This window comes from Castellaniella sp. FW104-7C03 (assembly GCF_040276085.1).
Classification (GTDB): domain Bacteria; phylum Pseudomonadota; class Gammaproteobacteria; order Burkholderiales; family Burkholderiaceae_B; genus Castellaniella.
Genome location: NZ_JBELOK010000001.1, coordinates 37,919 through 53,867, shown reverse-complemented (window position 1 = coordinate 53,867; position 15,949 = coordinate 37,919). Strand labels below are relative to the sequence as shown.

At 60.8% G+C, this 15,949-nt stretch carries 13 protein-coding genes; 5 read left to right on the top strand and 8 right to left on the bottom strand.

Annotated elements, in window-relative coordinates; genetic code table 11:
• Positions 1-2: 2 nt before the first annotated feature.
• The 3 genes from ABS758_RS00250 to ompR are packed head-to-tail and all read right to left on the bottom strand — an operon-like array spanning position 3 to position 2,769.
• A complete protein-coding gene (locus ABS758_RS00250) occupies positions 3-551 on the bottom strand; it encodes a peroxiredoxin (protein ID WP_350379553.1) in 549 nt (182 codons plus the stop codon).
• Between the two features lie 45 nt (positions 552-596).
• Positions 597-1,988 (bottom strand): sensor histidine kinase family protein, encoded by a 1,392-nt coding sequence (locus ABS758_RS00245; protein ID WP_350379551.1) that lies wholly within the window; start codon positions 1,986-1,988, stop codon positions 597-599.
• A gap of 46 nt (positions 1,989-2,034) precedes the next feature.
• Positions 2,035-2,769: an osmolarity response regulator transcription factor OmpR gene (ompR, locus tag ABS758_RS00240; RefSeq protein ID WP_350379548.1), complete on the bottom strand. Its 735-nt coding sequence runs from the start codon at positions 2,767-2,769 to the stop codon at positions 2,035-2,037.
• Between the two features lie 152 nt (positions 2,770-2,921).
• On the opposite strand from ompR, the gene tsaB reads away from it, so the two are divergent.
• Both tsaB and ABS758_RS00230 read left to right on the top strand, forming a co-directional pair.
• On the top strand, positions 2,922-4,166 hold the full coding sequence (gene tsaB, locus ABS758_RS00235; RefSeq protein ID WP_350379545.1) for a tRNA (adenosine(37)-N6)-threonylcarbamoyltransferase complex dimerization subunit type 1 TsaB: 1,245 nt from the start codon (positions 2,922-2,924) through the stop codon (positions 4,164-4,166).
• Positions 4,163-5,086 (top strand): uracil-DNA glycosylase, encoded by a 924-nt coding sequence (locus tag ABS758_RS00230; protein WP_350379542.1) that lies wholly within the window; start codon positions 4,163-4,165, stop codon positions 5,084-5,086. Before tsaB ends, ABS758_RS00230 begins: the two co-directional genes overlap by 4 nt.
• Here the strand turns inward: ABS758_RS00230 and lplT are convergent.
• A complete protein-coding gene (lplT, locus tag ABS758_RS00225; protein ID WP_350379540.1) occupies positions 5,083-6,387 on the bottom strand; it encodes a lysophospholipid transporter LplT in 1,305 nt (434 codons plus the stop codon). The genes ABS758_RS00230 and lplT overlap by 4 nt on opposite strands.
• 175 nt (positions 6,388-6,562) lie before the next feature.
• On the opposite strand from lplT, the gene smc reads away from it, so the two are divergent.
• Genes smc through ligA form a run of 3 tightly spaced genes read left to right on the top strand, consistent with a single transcriptional unit; the run spans position 6,563 to position 13,227 of the window.
• The gene (gene smc, locus ABS758_RS00220; RefSeq protein ID WP_350379538.1) at positions 6,563-10,099 is read left to right on the top strand and encodes a chromosome segregation protein SMC; all 3,537 of its coding nucleotides are present in this window, start codon (positions 6,563-6,565) and stop codon (positions 10,097-10,099) included.
• An 18-nt stretch (positions 10,100-10,117) separates the two neighbouring features.
• A complete protein-coding gene (locus ABS758_RS00215; protein ID WP_350379535.1) occupies positions 10,118-11,116 on the top strand; it encodes a cell division protein ZipA C-terminal FtsZ-binding domain-containing protein in 999 nt (332 codons plus the stop codon).
• The gene (gene ligA / locus ABS758_RS00210) at positions 11,113-13,227 is read left to right on the top strand and encodes an NAD-dependent DNA ligase LigA (RefSeq protein WP_350379533.1); all 2,115 of its coding nucleotides are present in this window, start codon (positions 11,113-11,115) and stop codon (positions 13,225-13,227) included. The genes ABS758_RS00215 and ligA overlap by 4 nt, the downstream gene beginning before the upstream one ends.
• Here the strand turns inward: ligA and ABS758_RS00205 are convergent.
• The 4 genes from ABS758_RS00205 to ABS758_RS00190 all read right to left on the bottom strand — a co-directional run bounded on the left by ABS758_RS00205 (position 13,210) and on the right by ABS758_RS00190 (position 15,919).
• Positions 13,210-13,935, bottom strand: a complete 726-nt coding sequence (locus ABS758_RS00205) for a glutamine amidotransferase-related protein (protein ID WP_350379531.1) — start codon at positions 13,933-13,935, stop codon at positions 13,210-13,212. The genes ligA and ABS758_RS00205 overlap by 18 nt on opposite strands.
• Positions 13,932-14,570 carry a 2-hydroxychromene-2-carboxylate isomerase gene (locus ABS758_RS00200; RefSeq protein ID WP_350379529.1) on the bottom strand — a complete coding sequence of 213 codons (639 nt, stop codon included), beginning with the start codon at positions 14,568-14,570 and terminating at the stop codon, positions 13,932-13,934. The genes ABS758_RS00205 and ABS758_RS00200 overlap by 4 nt, the downstream gene beginning before the upstream one ends.
• A complete protein-coding gene (locus ABS758_RS00195; RefSeq protein WP_350379527.1) occupies positions 14,570-15,280 on the bottom strand; it encodes a ferredoxin--NADP reductase in 711 nt (236 codons plus the stop codon). The genes ABS758_RS00200 and ABS758_RS00195 overlap by 1 nt, the downstream gene beginning before the upstream one ends.
• A 156-nt stretch (positions 15,281-15,436) precedes the next feature.
• The gene (locus ABS758_RS00190; RefSeq protein ID WP_350379525.1) at positions 15,437-15,919 is read right to left on the bottom strand and encodes a YajQ family cyclic di-GMP-binding protein; all 483 of its coding nucleotides are present in this window, start codon (positions 15,917-15,919) and stop codon (positions 15,437-15,439) included.
• Between the last annotated feature and the right edge of the window lie 30 nt (positions 15,920-15,949).

The following is a 15,949-nucleotide window of genomic DNA, read 5'->3' as shown; positions in this document are numbered from 1 at the left end:
TGTTAAAGGGTGCTGCCGCCGATTGGGCGGTTGCAGGCGCACAGGCCTTCGGTAAGCAAAGCATCCAGGATGCGCAGGGTTTCTTCGGGGCTGCGCCCAACGTTGAAGTTGTTCACTGATACATGCTGGATGATGTTGTCGGGATCCGCAATAAAAGTGGCCCGCAGGGCCACGCCCTCGGTTTTTTCGCGGATGCCGAGCTGGTCGATCAGGGCGCCGGCAGTGTCGCTGAATTGATAGTGATTGAGCTTGCTGAGCTCGGGGTTTTCTCGCCGCCAGGCAAGCTTCACGTACTCGTTGTCGGTGGATCCCCCCATCAGAATGGCTTCGCGTTCTTCGAAGGCATCGGCCAGTGCATTGAAGCCGACGATTTCGGTGGGGCAAACCAGGGTGAAGTCCTTGGGGTAAAAATAAATCACTTTCCATTTACCTGGAAAGGAAGATTCGGTGATGTCCTCGAAGGCAGAAACGCCGTTTTCCTCGTACTGATTAAAACCGGGTTTGACACCGGTGACGCGGAAGGCCTCGAGCTTGTCGCCTATGGTTTTCATCGGGGCTCCTGAGTGATGGACGGCCAAACGGGCCGCCCCTTCATTCTACGCTACAGATTTGTCGGCCGGCCGGGCCTTGATCTTGGGGATTTCGATCCGTGCAAGCAACCCCTGTGAGGGTTGCGAGATGAGTTCGAATTTGCCGCCCACCTGTCCCAGCAGGCGCTCGACAATCGACAGGCCAAGGCCGGCGCCACTGACGCCAGTGCGGGCGGTTTCACCGCGAGCAAAGGGCCGGAGCAGCCGCTGGACTTCGGCGTGCGGGATGCCGACGCCGCGATCCTGGACTTCGATGCGCAGCAGGTTGCCGTTCTGATAGGCCCGTACGGTGATGTGCGGGCGGTCGTCGCTGGGGCTGTGGCCGTAGCGCCGGGCGTTCTCGATCAGGTTGCTGACGATGCGTTTGAGGTCGTTGGCGCTGATGCGTGCCTGCAGGCCGGGGTCGATGCTGGATTTGAGCTCGCCACCCAGGGATTCGGTGTGTGAGCGCTCGCGCTCGGTGAGATCCTGCAGTACCCGGGAGACGTCTATGCCGGTTTCAGGCACTTGCCCGGCGGGCCGGGCGTATTCCATCAACTGGCCGATACTGTGATTGATCTGTGCGAGGTCATCGTCGATGGCCTGCCGTGCCTCGTCGCTCATGTGGCTCATCTCGATTTCAAGCCGAATCCGCGCCAGGGGCGTGCGCAGGTCGTGCGAGATGCCAGCCAGCATGATTTCGCGATCAGCCTCGTTCTGACGGAGATCCCGGGCCATCCGGTTAAAGGCGATGTTCAGATCGCGGATCTCGATGGGGCCTTTTTCGGGCAGGGGAGTGGGTGTCTGGCCGCGGGCGAGTTCGCGCGCAACTTTGGCCAGCCGTGACAAGGGGTGGTTGATGAAGCGCACACTGATCGCTGCCCCCAGCAGGGCCAGCATCAGGGATGCGGCTACCCAGCCCAGCCACTCCCGGCCCGTGGTCAGGCGCAACTGATCGCGGTCGAACACCAGCCAGTACAGTTGGTCGTCGATGTGAAAGCTGATCCAGATGCCCGGCACCTGATTGACTGCCCACATGATGGCTGTTTGTGACCCCAGGCGGCTGCGAATCCCGCTGGAAACGTTGTCCCAGTAAGTGTTGTGCGGCAGGGGTTCGAGCACATCGGTGGATTCGCGCGGTTGTACCCGCAGGCTTTCCTGGGTGGCAAGATCAAGCAGCAAGGCTGGGCGCACTTTTTGGGGCGCGTACACCAGCGCTGAGCGCGTAATGCTGACGGTGGTGGAAATCCGCTGGGCCAGCTGCATGGCACGCGGGCCTTCTTCGATGTTGAACACCACCTGCAACCAGGCGCCCAGACTGATCAGGATCAGTAGGGCGATCAGCAGAAATGAACGCGTAAAGAGGCCCAGGCGCAGCCTGGGCAACAGAGAATGCCGCAGCCGTTTGACAAGCGTCATGAGGAAGCAGGGCATGCCGGCCACTGGCCGGCATGCCGATCAGGGGTTATTGGCCGCCATCGGGCACGAATACATAACCCAGACCCCAGACGGTCTGGATGAAGACGGGCTTGGATGGATTAGGTTCAATCAGCTTGCGCAGGCGGGAGATTTGCACGTCGAGGCTGCGGTCGAAGGCTTCGTATTCGCGTCCACGGGCCAGCTCCATGAGTTTGTCACGGGAGAGCGGAACCTTGGGGTGACGGGCAAATACCTTGAGCACGGAGAACTCGCCCGTGGTGATGGGCACGGAATCGCCATCTTTGGTGAGTGTGCGGGTGGACAGATTAAGGATGTAGGGCCCGAACTCGACGGATTCGTTTTCCTGGCTGGGTGCCCCGGGATGTTCTTCGGTGCCGCGCCGGCGCAAAATGGCGTTGACGCGGGCGAGAAGCTCGCGCGGGTTAAAGGGTTTGGTGAGGTAGTCGTCGGCACCCATCTCGAGGCCCACGATGCGGTCGATTTCTTCGGCCTTGGCGGTGAGTATGATGATGGGGGTGTTGTCGTGGTTGCCCCGCAAACGCCGACAGATGGACAAGCCGTCTTCGCCGGGCAGCATGAGATCGAGCACCAGGAGGTCGAAGTGCTCTCGTTGCCAGAGCTTGGCCATGTCTTTGGCGTCTTCGGCAACGTACACGTTGAAACCCTGCTCGGACAGATAACGCCGCAACAGGTCGCGCAAGCGCGGATCGTCATCAACGATCAGGATCTTGCGGGTTAGAGTCTGGTTATGAGTGTTCATGGGGAAAATGTAACAGGGTGACGGCGGCCGCACCAGTGCTTATCACAAGAAATTACATAAGATGCGTTTAGTTGTGATCTGGATGGCAGGCCAGCCAAAGTTGGCAGGGTTGGGTGCGACGGTGCTGTGGTCTCCAGTAAAATGATGCAGCCATGGACAATTTTCATATTCTAGCGTTCGAAACCTCCGGCAACCAGTGTAGCGTTGCCTTGCTCTCGCAAATCGACGGACGCGTCAGTTTGCGCGCGGCCCAGCATGCCGGTCGTCAAGACCACGCCGAGCGCATCCTGCCCTTGGCGCAGTCTTTGCTCGACCAAGCCAATTTGGCCCGGGCGCAACTGTCTGCGGTTGCGTTTGGCCAGGGCCCAGGCGGGTTTACAGGCCTGCGGGTGGCCTGTGGTGTGGCACAAGGCCTGGCGGTGGCTTTGGATATCCCTGTTCTGCCGGTCGATTCCCTGTGTGCTATCGCCATGCAGCAGGCCTCGGAGAACCCCGCCGGCGTGCATCTGGTGATGCAGGATGCCCGCATGAACGAACTCTATGTCGCTGCCTATCAGTGGCAAGACCCCGATTGGCTCACCTTGCAGGCACCGGCTCTTATTGCACGCGCTGATGTTGCGGCCTGGATGGGAGCTGAGTCTGCCGGCTGGGCCATGCAGGCAGGTGGCGGCTGGACGGTGCACGGAGATGCGCTGGCCGTGTTTCCCGGCTTGGCCGAAGAGTCCCGCCAGATGGGCGCCCAGGTTGCGCCTGACGCGGCATCCGACAAGGTCTGGGCACATGCCTCCACTATTGCCCGGTTGGCTGCGCGCGCATGGCAGGCGGGTCAGGGGCTGGACGCCTCGATGGCCGCCCCCGCCTATGTGCGCGACAAAGTGGCCTACACCACACAAGAGCGCACCCAGGGCCTTGGGGGCAATCCGGCCACAGATGCTACGCAGTGGTCGGTGCATGACATGAGCCTCTCCGATGTCGACGAAGTCGCATCCATCGAGCGTCAGGTGCAGTCCTTTCCCTGGACCAAACAAAATTTTCTGGACGGTCTGCAAGCCGGCTATCGAGGCTGGGTGGTGCGTCGTCTGGGTGCCATGCTGGGGTTTGCACTGGTGATGGACACCCCTGATATGGCCCATTTGCTTGTGATCGGCGTGCGGCCTGATGGTCAGCGCCGGGGTGTAGGGACAGAACTTTTACGCTATTGCCTGGCGCATTGCCGGCAGGCAGGCCTGCCTGCCCTGACACTCGAGGTGCGCCCCAGCAACACGTCCGCCATCGGGTTTTACCAAAAACACGGGTTTCAGCAGGTGGGGTTGCGCCGAGGCTATTACCCGGCCGGCCAGGGTGCCCGCGAGGACGCCTGGATCATGACCCTCACATGCCAAGAGACGTCCGCATGAAACCGCTGGTTCATCCCGCCCAGGCTGCCTGGCTGGCCGAAATCGGTGTTGATTTGCATTGGCTGGATGTGCAGGTGCCAGGTGCGCACCCAACCGTATCTGCAACTGCCCCGTCGGGCGTCGCGGATACTGCTGCTCCCTTGGCCACTCAAGTGGTCCGCGGTTCTGCCGTCAATCCCCTGGATACGCTGCCGGATACCCAGGCAGAATCTTTGGTCCAGGCAGCCACCGATTCCCTGCAAACGCTGGCAGCCGATCTGAAAGTGCCTGGCCGCCAATCGCGCGTCCCATCGCCCGAGGCTGCGCCCACTGCGATACCCGTCCTGGATGTTGTATTGCCCGAGGCTGACCTTGCCCAGTTGGCCAACCTCGTGACGGCTTGCCAGCGGTGTCCGCGTCACCTGCAGCGTCTGCGGGCAGTGCCGGGTGCCGGCGCCGAGAGGCCCCACTATCTGATTGTGGCCGAGCAACCCAGCCTGGATGACGAAATCTCCGGCAAGCCATTTCAGGGGGATTCGGGGCGCCTGTTGGCCGCAATGCTGGCAGCGGTACAGCTGCCTGATGCGCATTCTGTGTATCAAACCTATGTCGTGAAGTGCAGGGCCCCTGGCGGGGCCGAGCCCGCGCCGGCCGAGGTGGCCGCATGCGTGCCGTATCTGCAGCGCGAGATTGCGCTATTAAAGCCGCGATGGATTCTGGCTCTGGGGCGGATGGCTGCGCAAGCAGTGTTGTCTACACAGGCCCCTTTGGATAGCTTGCGTGGAAAGCCGCATATGCTTGGCCTCGAGGGCCAGTCCATCCCGGTGTGGGTGATGCATCAGCCCGCGTCTTTGCTGGTGCGGTCGGCGCTCAAGGCAGAGGCCTGGCACGATTTGCTGGCCTTGCGTACAGCAGTAAACCAGCAGTCGGCCGGCGTTTAACGCAGCGCTGTCCCGTGTTCGGTTTGGCCAATCATTTGTTCCAGCTGGGGGTTGGCCTTGTGGTTCAGGTTGTTCCAGCGGATAAACACCAGCATCAGGCAGGCCACCAATATTCCAAACAGGGCAATAATGCCGTTGATGGGCAGGCCCAGCCAAAGCATCAGGCTGTATACCGCCAGCATCAACAGGATATTCAGTTGTTCGTTGAAATTTTGTACAGCGATAGAATGCCCCGCAGACAGCAGCACATGGCCGCGATGCTGCAGCAGTGCGTTCATGGGCACCACAAAATAGCCCGACAGCGCCCCAATCAGCAATAACAGGGCATATACGGCAAACGGGGCGTATACCAGCGGCATCATCAGCACCACCAGGCCCATGACTACACCCACGGGCAGCACGGATAATGCGCGGCGCAAGGGCACACGGCCCGCCACCACCGCGCCAATAACCGTACCGAACGCGGCAACCCCCATCAGCACGGAGGCCTGGTCCAGGCGGTAACCCAGATGCTGGGCGCCCCATTCGATGACGATGAATTGTAAGGTGGCGCCCGCACCCCAGAACAGGGTGGTGACGGCCAGGGAGATTTGCCCGAGTTTGTCGGACCACAAAACGCGTACGTAGGTAACAAAATTACGCACCAGGGCGGCCGGATGTTTCTCTTGGCGGGGGTAGTATGCGTGAGTGTCGGGAATCAACAAATTGCAGATGGCAGCAGCCACATACACCACCCCGATAATCAGAATCGCGCACTGAGCCGTGTTACTGGCCAGGGCGCTGACCCAGCTGACGGACATCAGCCATTGGGAGACGGCGGGGCTGATCAGTATGCCGCCCAGCACGGTACCCACAATCACTGACAAGACAGTCAGGCCTTCGATCCAGCTGTTGCCCTTGACCAGGAGCTCGGGCGGCAGCATTTCGGTGACGATGCCGTATTTGGCCGGCGAGTACGCGGCAGCGCCTATGCCCACAATAGTGTAGGCCGTAAAAATAAGCGCCAGCTGGTGGCCGTGATCCAGCCCAAAGGCCCCATAGCTGAACATCAGCAGGCAGCCGCAGGTTTTGAGGGCATTGGTGGCAAACATAACCCGGCCTTTGGGGAAAGAATCCGCAAAGGCCCCCACAAACGCGGCCAGCACGACGTAGGCCAGCGCAAACCACCACTTCATCATCGGCGCCATCCAGTCGGGGCCGCTGAGATCGGCAATCAGGCCGATGGCTGCGATCAGCAAGGCGTTGTCGGCCACAGACGACAGCGCCTGTGCAGCCATGACCATGTAAAAGCCTTTGTTCAATCGCAGACCTCAAAGGAGTGGGAGGTGAGCCGCCACGGGCAAGCGCAACGGTAAAATCGAGTTGCAGTATAGCGGGTTGCGAGGCCTTGCCTATCAAGTGATAAGCGGTTAGGGCACAGTTTGGTGCGTTATCATACGCTGTTGCGACTTGCCAGCAGCTTGTCTGCCTCCCACTGTGCGCCTTACGCAGATCAAACTCGCCGGGTTCAAGTCCTTTGTGGACCCAACCGTGATTCCCACACCCAGCGAACTGGTGGGCGTGGTGGGCCCCAATGGCTGTGGTAAATCCAACATCATCGATGCCGTGCGCTGGGTATTGGGCGAATCCAAGGCATCCGAACTCCGCGGCGCTTCCATGCAGGACGTGATTTTCAATGGCTCGGGCCAGCGAAAACCCGCCGCACGGGCTTCTGTCGAGCTCGTCTTTGACAACAGCCAGGGCCGGGCGGCAGGGCAGTGGTCTTCTTTTGCCGAGATCGCCGTGCGCCGCGTACTTACACGCGACGGTGCCAGCAGCTATTTCATCAATAATCAGGCCGTGCGCCGGCGCGACATCCACGACATCTTTCTGGGTACAGGCCTGGGGGCACGGGGTTACGCCATCATCGGCCAGGGAATGATCAACCGGCTCATCGAGGCCAAACCCGAAGAACTGCGTATTTATCTCGAAGAAGCCGCGGGGGTATCACGTTATAAAGAGCGCCGCCGGGAAACCGAGAACCGCCTGCAGGACACTCGGGAAAACCTCACCCGCCTGGACGATATCCTGCGCGAACTCTCTTCCCAGCTCGAAAAACTGCAGTCCCAGGCCCAAGTGGCAGCTGATTACCGGGCACTGCAAGCCGAGGGTGAGCGCAAGCAACATGCCTTGTGGCTGCTACGTGAACAATCCGCACGCGAGAGCCGGCAGACACTGGCCGTGCAAACTGAACAGGCACAAGCCACGCTCGAAGCCTCAGTGGCCCGCATGCGTGCGACAGAATCTGCCCTCGAGGCGCAGCGCCAGCAGCATCTCGATGCCGGCGAGGCCGTGCACGTGGCCCAGGGCAAGCTTTTCGAAGCAGGCGCGGAAGTCAGCCGGCTGGAGGCCGAGATCCGGCACGTGGTCGACTCCCGAAATCGTCTGCAGGCTCGCCGGGCGCAATTGCAGTCCCAGGTGCAAGAGTGGGGAGATCAGCAAACCCACAGCCAGTCGGCTATCGAGGCGCTCGAGCAGCAAATCGAAGAAGCCGAGGCGCAGGCGGAGATCCTTGCGCAGCAGGCGCAAGTGGCCCTCGAGGGCTTGCCGGCGCTGGACAGCCAGTTACGTACGCTGAATCAGCAACGCGAAGACGCCCGTCGTACGCTGGCTCAAACAGAGCAGGCCATTGCCCTGGCTGCGCAATCACAGCGTGATGCCGATCATCAGTGGCGTGCGCTGGACGCCCGTCGTGAACGCCTGCAGGCAGATCATCAGGCCTTGGAGCGCCCCGATCCGTCTACCAAAGAGCAGTTGCTGGGTGCCGCCCGGATGGCAGAATCCCGTCTCGAAGAAGCGCAGGGTCGCGTGCTCGAACTCGAGTCGCGGCTGCCCGGGATCGACGCGGCCTTGCAGCAGGCTCAAGAGGCCGCGCAAGCTGCCCGCCTGTCGCTGGAGCGCCTGGAAGCACGGCGCCAGGCGCTGGTTGCCCTGCAAGAAAAAATCCAGTCCGAAGATGCACTCGAACCCTGGCTGCAGCGCCAGGAGCTGCACGGGATGGCACGACTTTGGCAAGGCCTGCAAGTGGATGCCGGCTGGGAGTCCGCCCTCGAAGCGGTCTTGCACGAGCGCATGAATGCATTGGGCGTACGTACGCTGGATCATCTCTATGCCTTCGAGCAGGATCCACCACCGGCCCGGCTGGCGTTTTATCAGACGCCGCCTTCACCTGCGGATGTTGATGGGGGTGCGCCGCCCGACGCCGTGTCTCTGCTGTCGCGGGTAAGCATCCGGGACGCTGCCTTGCAGCCCTTGTTGGCCCGTTGGTTGCATGGGGTGTTTTGCAGCGACAGCCTGGCCGGCGCACTGGCGCGCCGGGGCGAACTCGCGCCTGGTGCGGTATGGGTTTTACCGACGGGCCATCGGGTGGATGCCGGCAGTGTGCGGTTTTATGCGGCCGATTCCGAGCAGGCTGGTTTGCTGGCGCGCCAGCAACAAATTGCTGATTTGGCCAAGGAAATCCGGGCCGCTCAGTTGATGTCCGATCAAGCGCTCGATGCCCATGCGCGCAGCGACAGCGATCACAGGTCTTTGCAGCAGGCACTGCAGTCCGCCCGCCAGCAAATTGGCGAGCGCATGCAGGCTCATCATGACGCCCAGCTTCAACTCAGCCAGCTCGAGCAGCAACTGGCTCGTTCGGATGAACAGGCCAGCCGTCTGGAGCGCGATCTGGCCGAGCTGCGGGAGCAGCAGGCCGGGCTTGAGACACGCCGAGATGAGGCGCAGGCACGGTTTGAAACCCTGGATGAGCAACTGGCCGTGCAGCAGGAAGCCCAGGCCGGGCTCGATCTGCAGGCCGAGGCCTTGTTTGGACAAGCTGAAAACGCCCGCCAGCTGGGCCGTCAGCACGAGGCCGCCGCGCAAGAGGCCGGCTATACAGTGCGCACCTTGCGTCATCGCCTCGAAGAAACCCATCGCACGCTGCAGTTGGCCGCCGAGCAATCGCGCCGTTCGGGTGCCGAGCTCGAATCCTTGCAAGGCGAGCTCTTCGAGCTGGATGAATCCGTGGCGCAAACTGGCTTGCAAGATGCACTAGAGTCGCGAGCCGCCTGCGAAGAAAGCCTGCGCGCGGCACGGATGCGCCAGGACGAATGCGCCGCGACACTGCGTCAGGCGGATGAAAGCCGTCTGACACTTGAGCGCGAACTTGACCCTCTGCGGGCGCAAATCATCGACTTGCAGCTCAAAGAGCAGGCGGCCCGTTTGGCTGTCGAGCAATATTCCGAGCAACTGGACGCCCAGCAGGTAGATCGGCTGGCACTACAGCGCTATGTGGCCGAGCAGCCGGCGCAGTGGCAGCAACTGGGCTGGCTGCAGACCGAGGTTCAGCGGTTGTCCAGGCAAGTGGATGCCCTGGGCGCAGTCAATCTGGCGGCGCTTGACGAGCTCAAGGCGGCCCAGGATCGCAAAGGGTTTCTGGACAGCCAGCGGGCTGATCTGCTCTCGGCCATCGACACCCTTGAGACCGCGATTCGCAAGATCGACCGCGAGACCCGGGAGCTTTTGTCGCAAACATTCGATGCGGTCAATCAGCACTTTGGCGAGCTTTTCCCGCAGCTGTTTGGGGGTGGCGAGGCTCGCCTGACCATGACGGGCGACGAAATTCTGGATGCGGGTGTCCAGGTGATGGCACAGCCGCCGGGCAAGCGCAACAGCACCATTCATTTGCTGTCTGGCGGCGAAAAAGCGCTGACAGCCACCGCATTGGTATTTGCTTTGTTTAAACTGAACCCGGCGCCGTTTTGTCTGCTGGATGAAGTCGACGCCCCGCTGGATGATGCCAATACCGAGCGTTATGCGCGCCTGGTAAGCGGCATGAGTCAACAAACCCAGTTTCTTTTTATTTCGCATAATAAAATTGCCATGCAGATTGCCCGTCAGCTGATTGGTGTAACCATGCAAGAACAAGGTGTGTCACGCATCGTGGCGGTCGATATGGATTCTGCCTTGCAGTGGGCTGCAGACGCAGCCTGAGCACAGAATGAGGTCTTTATGAGTGATTTGCAGGTATTACTGATTTCTATTGGCGCGGCTCTGATCGTGATCGTGCTGCTGTATAACGGCTGGCAAGAATGGCGGGCTCGACGCAGCATGCGTGCCACTGTGCCCGAGACTGATCACGATATCCTGCTGCAGGATGCGCCTTCGCGCCGCGAGCCGGGGCTGTTCGATGCCGAACCTGCTTCGGCTGCTGCCGACGATCTGTCCGACATCGATGCCACTTGCGAGGCCGTCATCGATATCGCTTTTGCCCACCCGGTTGCCGGAGACTCCCTGACACAGGTGGCTCCGTCCATTACCCGTGCTGGTAAAAAGCCTGTGCGCGTCTTTGCGCAGCGCGAAGGCGGTGGTCATCGCATGGTGATTCATCCCGACGAATCCTATGTCGCCCTGCAGCTGGCCGTGGTGGTGGCCAACCGTTCGGGCCCACTGACCGCAATCGAATGGTCCAACCTCTGGACGCTTGCGCAAAATGTCGCCGAGCGGTTTGATGGGCAGATCGAAGCCCCCGAGCAAGAAGCCGTGCTGCGGCAGGCGGTGGATCTTGATGCGCGCTGTGCCCCGATGGACGCCCAGGTAGGATTGATTTTGCAGCTGTCGGCGCCGCAATCGCCGCAAGCAGTGGCTGATGCGGCCGCCGAGGCTGGCTTTGTGCCGTCGCGCGGGCTGTGGGCCTGGATGGCCGAAAATGGCTTGCCGCGCTTTGTGCTGCAAATCGAGCAACCCGCATCCGATGCCGGGATTCACCGGATTGATCTCGTGCTGGATGTCCCCAACAGCATCCCCGATGATCAGGCCTTCAGCCGGATGGTGGCGGTAGGGCGCGATCTCGCGCAGCGTCTGGATGCCCATGTGCTGGATGATCAGGGCCGCACGTTTCAGGATGCCTCCGCGCCGCCCATCGACCAGCAAATCAGCTCGCTCTACGACCAACTGGATCAAGCCGGGTTTCTGGCAGGCACCGAGCGCACCGCCCGAGTATTTTCGTGAGCCTGGATCCACTTTTTGAGCGGCTGCAACAGCTGCGGGAAGACATTCGCTCGGCCAACCATCAATATTACGTTCAAGACAGCCCCAGCTTATCGGACGCCCAATATGATCGCCTGATGACTGAGCTGCAGGCGATTGAAACCCAGCACCCTCAATGGATTACTCCAGATTCCCCAACTCAACGGGTGGGCGCCGCGCCATCCGGGCATTTTGCCCCTGTGCGTCATGCCGTGCGAATGTTGTCGCTGGGCAATGCCTTCGAAGCAGCAGACATCGAGGCCTTTGACGAGCGTGTGCGCACAACCCTGATAGAGGCGGGCTTGCTGGCGGCCGGTGCGTCGGCCACTACACAGGCCAGCCTGTTTTCAGATTCAAATGCTGCCGCCGTGCCGGATGTATCCCTTGTGGAGTACATGGCTGAGTACAAATTTGATGGCTTGGCGGTCAACCTGCGCTATGAGGCCGGTTTGCTGGTGCAGGCGGCTACCCGGGGCGATGGCTCCAGTGGCGAAGACATCACATCCAATATCCGCACCTTGCGGTCTGTGCCGCTGCGCTTGCGTGGTACCGAAGTGCCGGCCGTGGTGGAAGTGCGGGGCGAAGTGTTGATGAACCGGGCCGACTTTGAACGACTGAACCAGCAGCAACAGGCCCGTGGCGACAAAGCCTTTGTCAATCCGAGAAACGCAGCTGCCGGCAGCTTGCGGCAGCTCGATCCCCGGATTACCGCCCAGCGCCCCTTGCGTTTCTACGCTTATGGCTGGGGGCAAATCCGAGATGAGGCCGGCCGCGATCTCCAGCCTCATGACACGCATGCGGCGATGCTGGACTGGCTTGGCCAGTTTGGCTTCGCCGTCAGCCCGGGCCGCCAGTGTTGCCGGGGGGCGGGCCAATTGCTGCAGTTCTATGAAGCAGTGGGTGCAAACCGCAGCCAGTTGCCCTACGACATCGATGGAGTGGTCTACAAAGTCAATTATCTGCGTGCGCAGACTGTGCTGGGGTTTGTGGCACGTGCACCGCGCTTTGCCATTGCCCACAAGTTTCCGGCACAAGAAGAAACCACGCGCCTGCTGGGTATTGACGTGCAGGTTGGGCGCACCGGGGCGCTAACCCCTGTGGCACGGCTGCAACCCGTATTTGTGGGTGGCGTGACGGTTACCAATGCCACCTTGCACAACGAAGACGAAATTCGCCGCAAGGATATCCGCATTGGTGACACCGTCATTGTGCGGCGGGCAGGCGATGTGATCCCCGAAGTGGTCGGCCCGGTGCTGGATCTGCGTCCGGCCGATGCGCCGGTGTTTGATCTGCTGGCCTTGTGCCCCGTGTGCCCCGAGTGCGGCTCGGCCGTCGAGCGGCCTGAAGGCGAAGCCATTACGCGTTGCACCGGCGGTCTGTTTTGCCCGGCGCAACGCAAGCAAACCCTGTGGCATGCGGCCAGCCGCAAGGCCCTGGATATTGATGGTCTGGGAGACAAGCTTATCGAGCAACTGGTGGATGGTGGCCGCGTGCATACCTTGGCCGATCTCTACACGCTCACGGCGCTTGAACTCTCCACTTACCCGCGCATGGGTATGAAATCCGCCGAAAACCTTGTCCAGGCCATAGATGGCAGCCGGCGCCCGCCTCTGTCGCGTCTGTTGTATGCACTGGGTATCCGCCATGTGGGTGAAACCACTGCCCGAGACCTCGCCCGCTATTTTGGCAGCCTGCAGGGAGTGGTTCAGGCCGATGAGGATGCGCTGTTGCAAGTGCCCGATGTCGGGCCTGTGGTTGCGGCATCGGTCAACCGTTTTTTTGCTGAAGCGCACAACCGGGATGTGCTGGCTGCCCTGCAGGCAGCCGGGGTAGAGCCGCAGCAAGAGGTAGCGCCGGCAGGCGCCCACGCACTAGCCGGCAAAACGCTGGTGCTTACAGGTACATTACCCACGCTCAGCCGCGACGAAGCCACGCAAAAAATCCTGGCGGCAGGCGGCAAGGTAAGCGGCTCGGTGTCCGGCAAAACTGCATGGGTGGTGGCTGGCGAGGACGCCGGCAGCAAGCTGGCGAAGGCTAAATCACTGGGTGTGCCCGTGATTGATGAAGCGGCCTTGCTAGCCTTGCTGTCCTGATTTTGCCCGGGCAATAAAGTTGAGGATCCAGTGCGCCAGCAGTTGGTCGTGTACGGCCAGTTGCAGGCTGTGCCGTGCCGCCAGCACGCGTTCGGCGCCGATGCGGTCGCGCCTGAAATTGACCAGATCAGACACATAGGCACGGGTGAATTCGGGGTGGCCCTGGATGCCCAGAAAGTGCCGGCCAATCTGCATCATGTACATCGGACAAAAGCTGCTGCCCACCAGTATCTGGCCCCCCGGCGGTAGCTCGGACACCTGATCCTGGTGGCTGGCCAGCAACTGCAGATCTTCTGAGTACCAGGGGCTCATCCAGGGTTGTTTCTCTTGCACCGTGGTGGCGTAGACACCCAAGCCCCAACCCATGGGGCTGCGCACCACTTGCCCGCCCATGCTGCGGGCCATCAACTGGTGGCCAAAGCAGATACCTACTAGCGGTTTGTCTGCCTGCCAAAGCAGGCGGATAAAGCCCGATAAGGTGCGGATCCAGTCGAAGTCGTCGTTGGCGCTGCATTTCGAGCCAGTGGTGATCCAGCCATCGTGTGCGTCTGTGGAGGAGGGGGTTTCTCCTTGGTGGCAGGCATATACCGTGAAGCGTGTCCTGGGGTCTGCCGCCAGCAGCAGGGTCTGGATCATGTCCGGGTAGTTGCCATGCCGTGGCTGGAGTTCGGGGGCAACGTCATCACATTGCAGGATGCCGATATTCATGCCGCGCCTCCGGCGGAAGCGCTTGTTGCGGTATTGGTGGCCGTCCAGCGCCGGATTATGTCAAAGTGATCGAACCCCCAGAAAGGCTCGTCGTCGATGATGATGAAGGGTGAGCCAAAGACCCCGCGGGCCATTGCAGCCTCGTTGGATTGCCGCAGCAAGGCCTTGATGGTGTCCGTGGCGATTGCGTTGGCGATAGGCGTGGTGTCCTCGCCGAGATCGGCCGCCAGTTGCAAGGCGCAGTTGGCGTCACTGATGTTGACACCCTGGGTGTAGTACGCCTGAAATACCCGGTGTGCGTAGCGGACGGCCAGTTGTGGATCGGATTGCTGCAGATGCAGCATGATGCGTGCCGCCGCCACGGTGGTAACCGGAAACGGGCTGGGCAACTGAAACGGGATTTGATGTAGGCGTGCGGTTCGGTGCATGTCGCGTCGCGAGTACTCGCCTTTTAGGGGAATCTGCACCAGTGGCGCCGAGCCCATCGCCTTGAACATGGGGCCCAGCAGCACGGGATGCCAGTGCACCGAGCGTTTCAGGTCTTGTGCAAGAGCCTCTATTTGCGTGCTGGCAAAGTAGCCGTACGGCGATGAGAAATCGAAATAAAAATCGATAGGAGCCAGTGTGTCCGCCATTAGTAACCCTCAAATTCTTCTGTCCGGATATTGTCTTCGTCGGTGCCCAGCTCGATGAGCAGCGCCCGCATGGCCTTGACCATCCCTTCCGGCCCGGCCAGATAAAACCGTGGGGAGTGGAGATCCGGCACATGTTTGCGAATCAGCGTGGCGTCGACATGGCCGTGCTCGGCCGCTTCTGTGGAGGCTTGGGTGTACACCGGCACAAAACTGAAATTCTTGTGTGCCTGTGCCAGTTGCTGAAGCTCTTGCGTATAGGCGGCTTGTGCCGGGGTGCGGTTGGCATAGATCAGTGTCAGTGCCTGCTCTGTGTGATCGTGCAGGGCCTGCACGATCATGCTGCGTACCGGCGTGATGCCGATGCCGCCAATGATAAAGACGGCGGGTACGGTTTGGACTTTGTGCAGGGTGAAATCGCCAAAGGGCGCAATCAGCTTAAGCGGTGTGCCGTCCGGGGTGGCCTTGAATGCATTTTTAAACGGGGTGCCCCGCATCCGGGTGGCCACCACGATGTGGGGCTCGTAGGCGGCATTCACAAACGAAAACCCGTGGATGCGGTCTTGTTTTGGGGTGTCATCCGCACTGGGGAGTTTAACGTCACAAAACTGCCCGGCGCGGATCTCTAGCCCCGCGGGTTTTTCGAGCGTGAATTCCATTGTGCCCTCAGCAATCTCTTTTTTGCCGAGCAACTTGACGTCGTAGGTCGTCATGGCTTGCCTCTTGTCGATAAGGTCGATCACAGTCTGTGTTCTCGTCGTACTGGGCGGAACCTCCAGAAACAGTATAGGTCGATGACAGCCAATGGGTGCGCTTGCTGCGGATGGCACCGGGGTTATCTTGCGGGTGCCGGGCAGCAAGGCGACGGTTCAGTCACGAAAGTTTTGATATTGCAGTGGGAGGTCGACGTCGGTCTTGCGCAGCAGGGCGATCACCTGCTGAAGATCGTCACGCTTTTTGCCGGAAATCCGCAGCTTGTCGCCGTTGATCTGTGACTCGACCTTGAGCTTGGCCTGCTTGATGGCTGCAATCAGTTTTTTTGCGGTGGCTTGCTCGATCCCCTGGCGAATGGTGACCTTTTGCCGGGCGCCACCCAGGTTTTCGAGGGGATCGGCGGGTTCCATGCAGCGCACATCAATACCACGGGCCGACAGCCGGCCGCGCAGGATATCCAGCATCTGCTTAAGCTGGAAAGCACTGGGGGCCGATTGCGACACCACGTATCCGTCCAGTTCAAAGCGTGCATCCGTGCCCTTGAAATCGAAGCGGGTAGAGAGTTCACGATTGGCCTGATCCACCGCGTTGGTGAGTTCGTGTGTGTCTACTTCGGAGACAACATCAAAGCTGGGCATAAAAGCATCCTTGAAAAACAGTGATTCCTG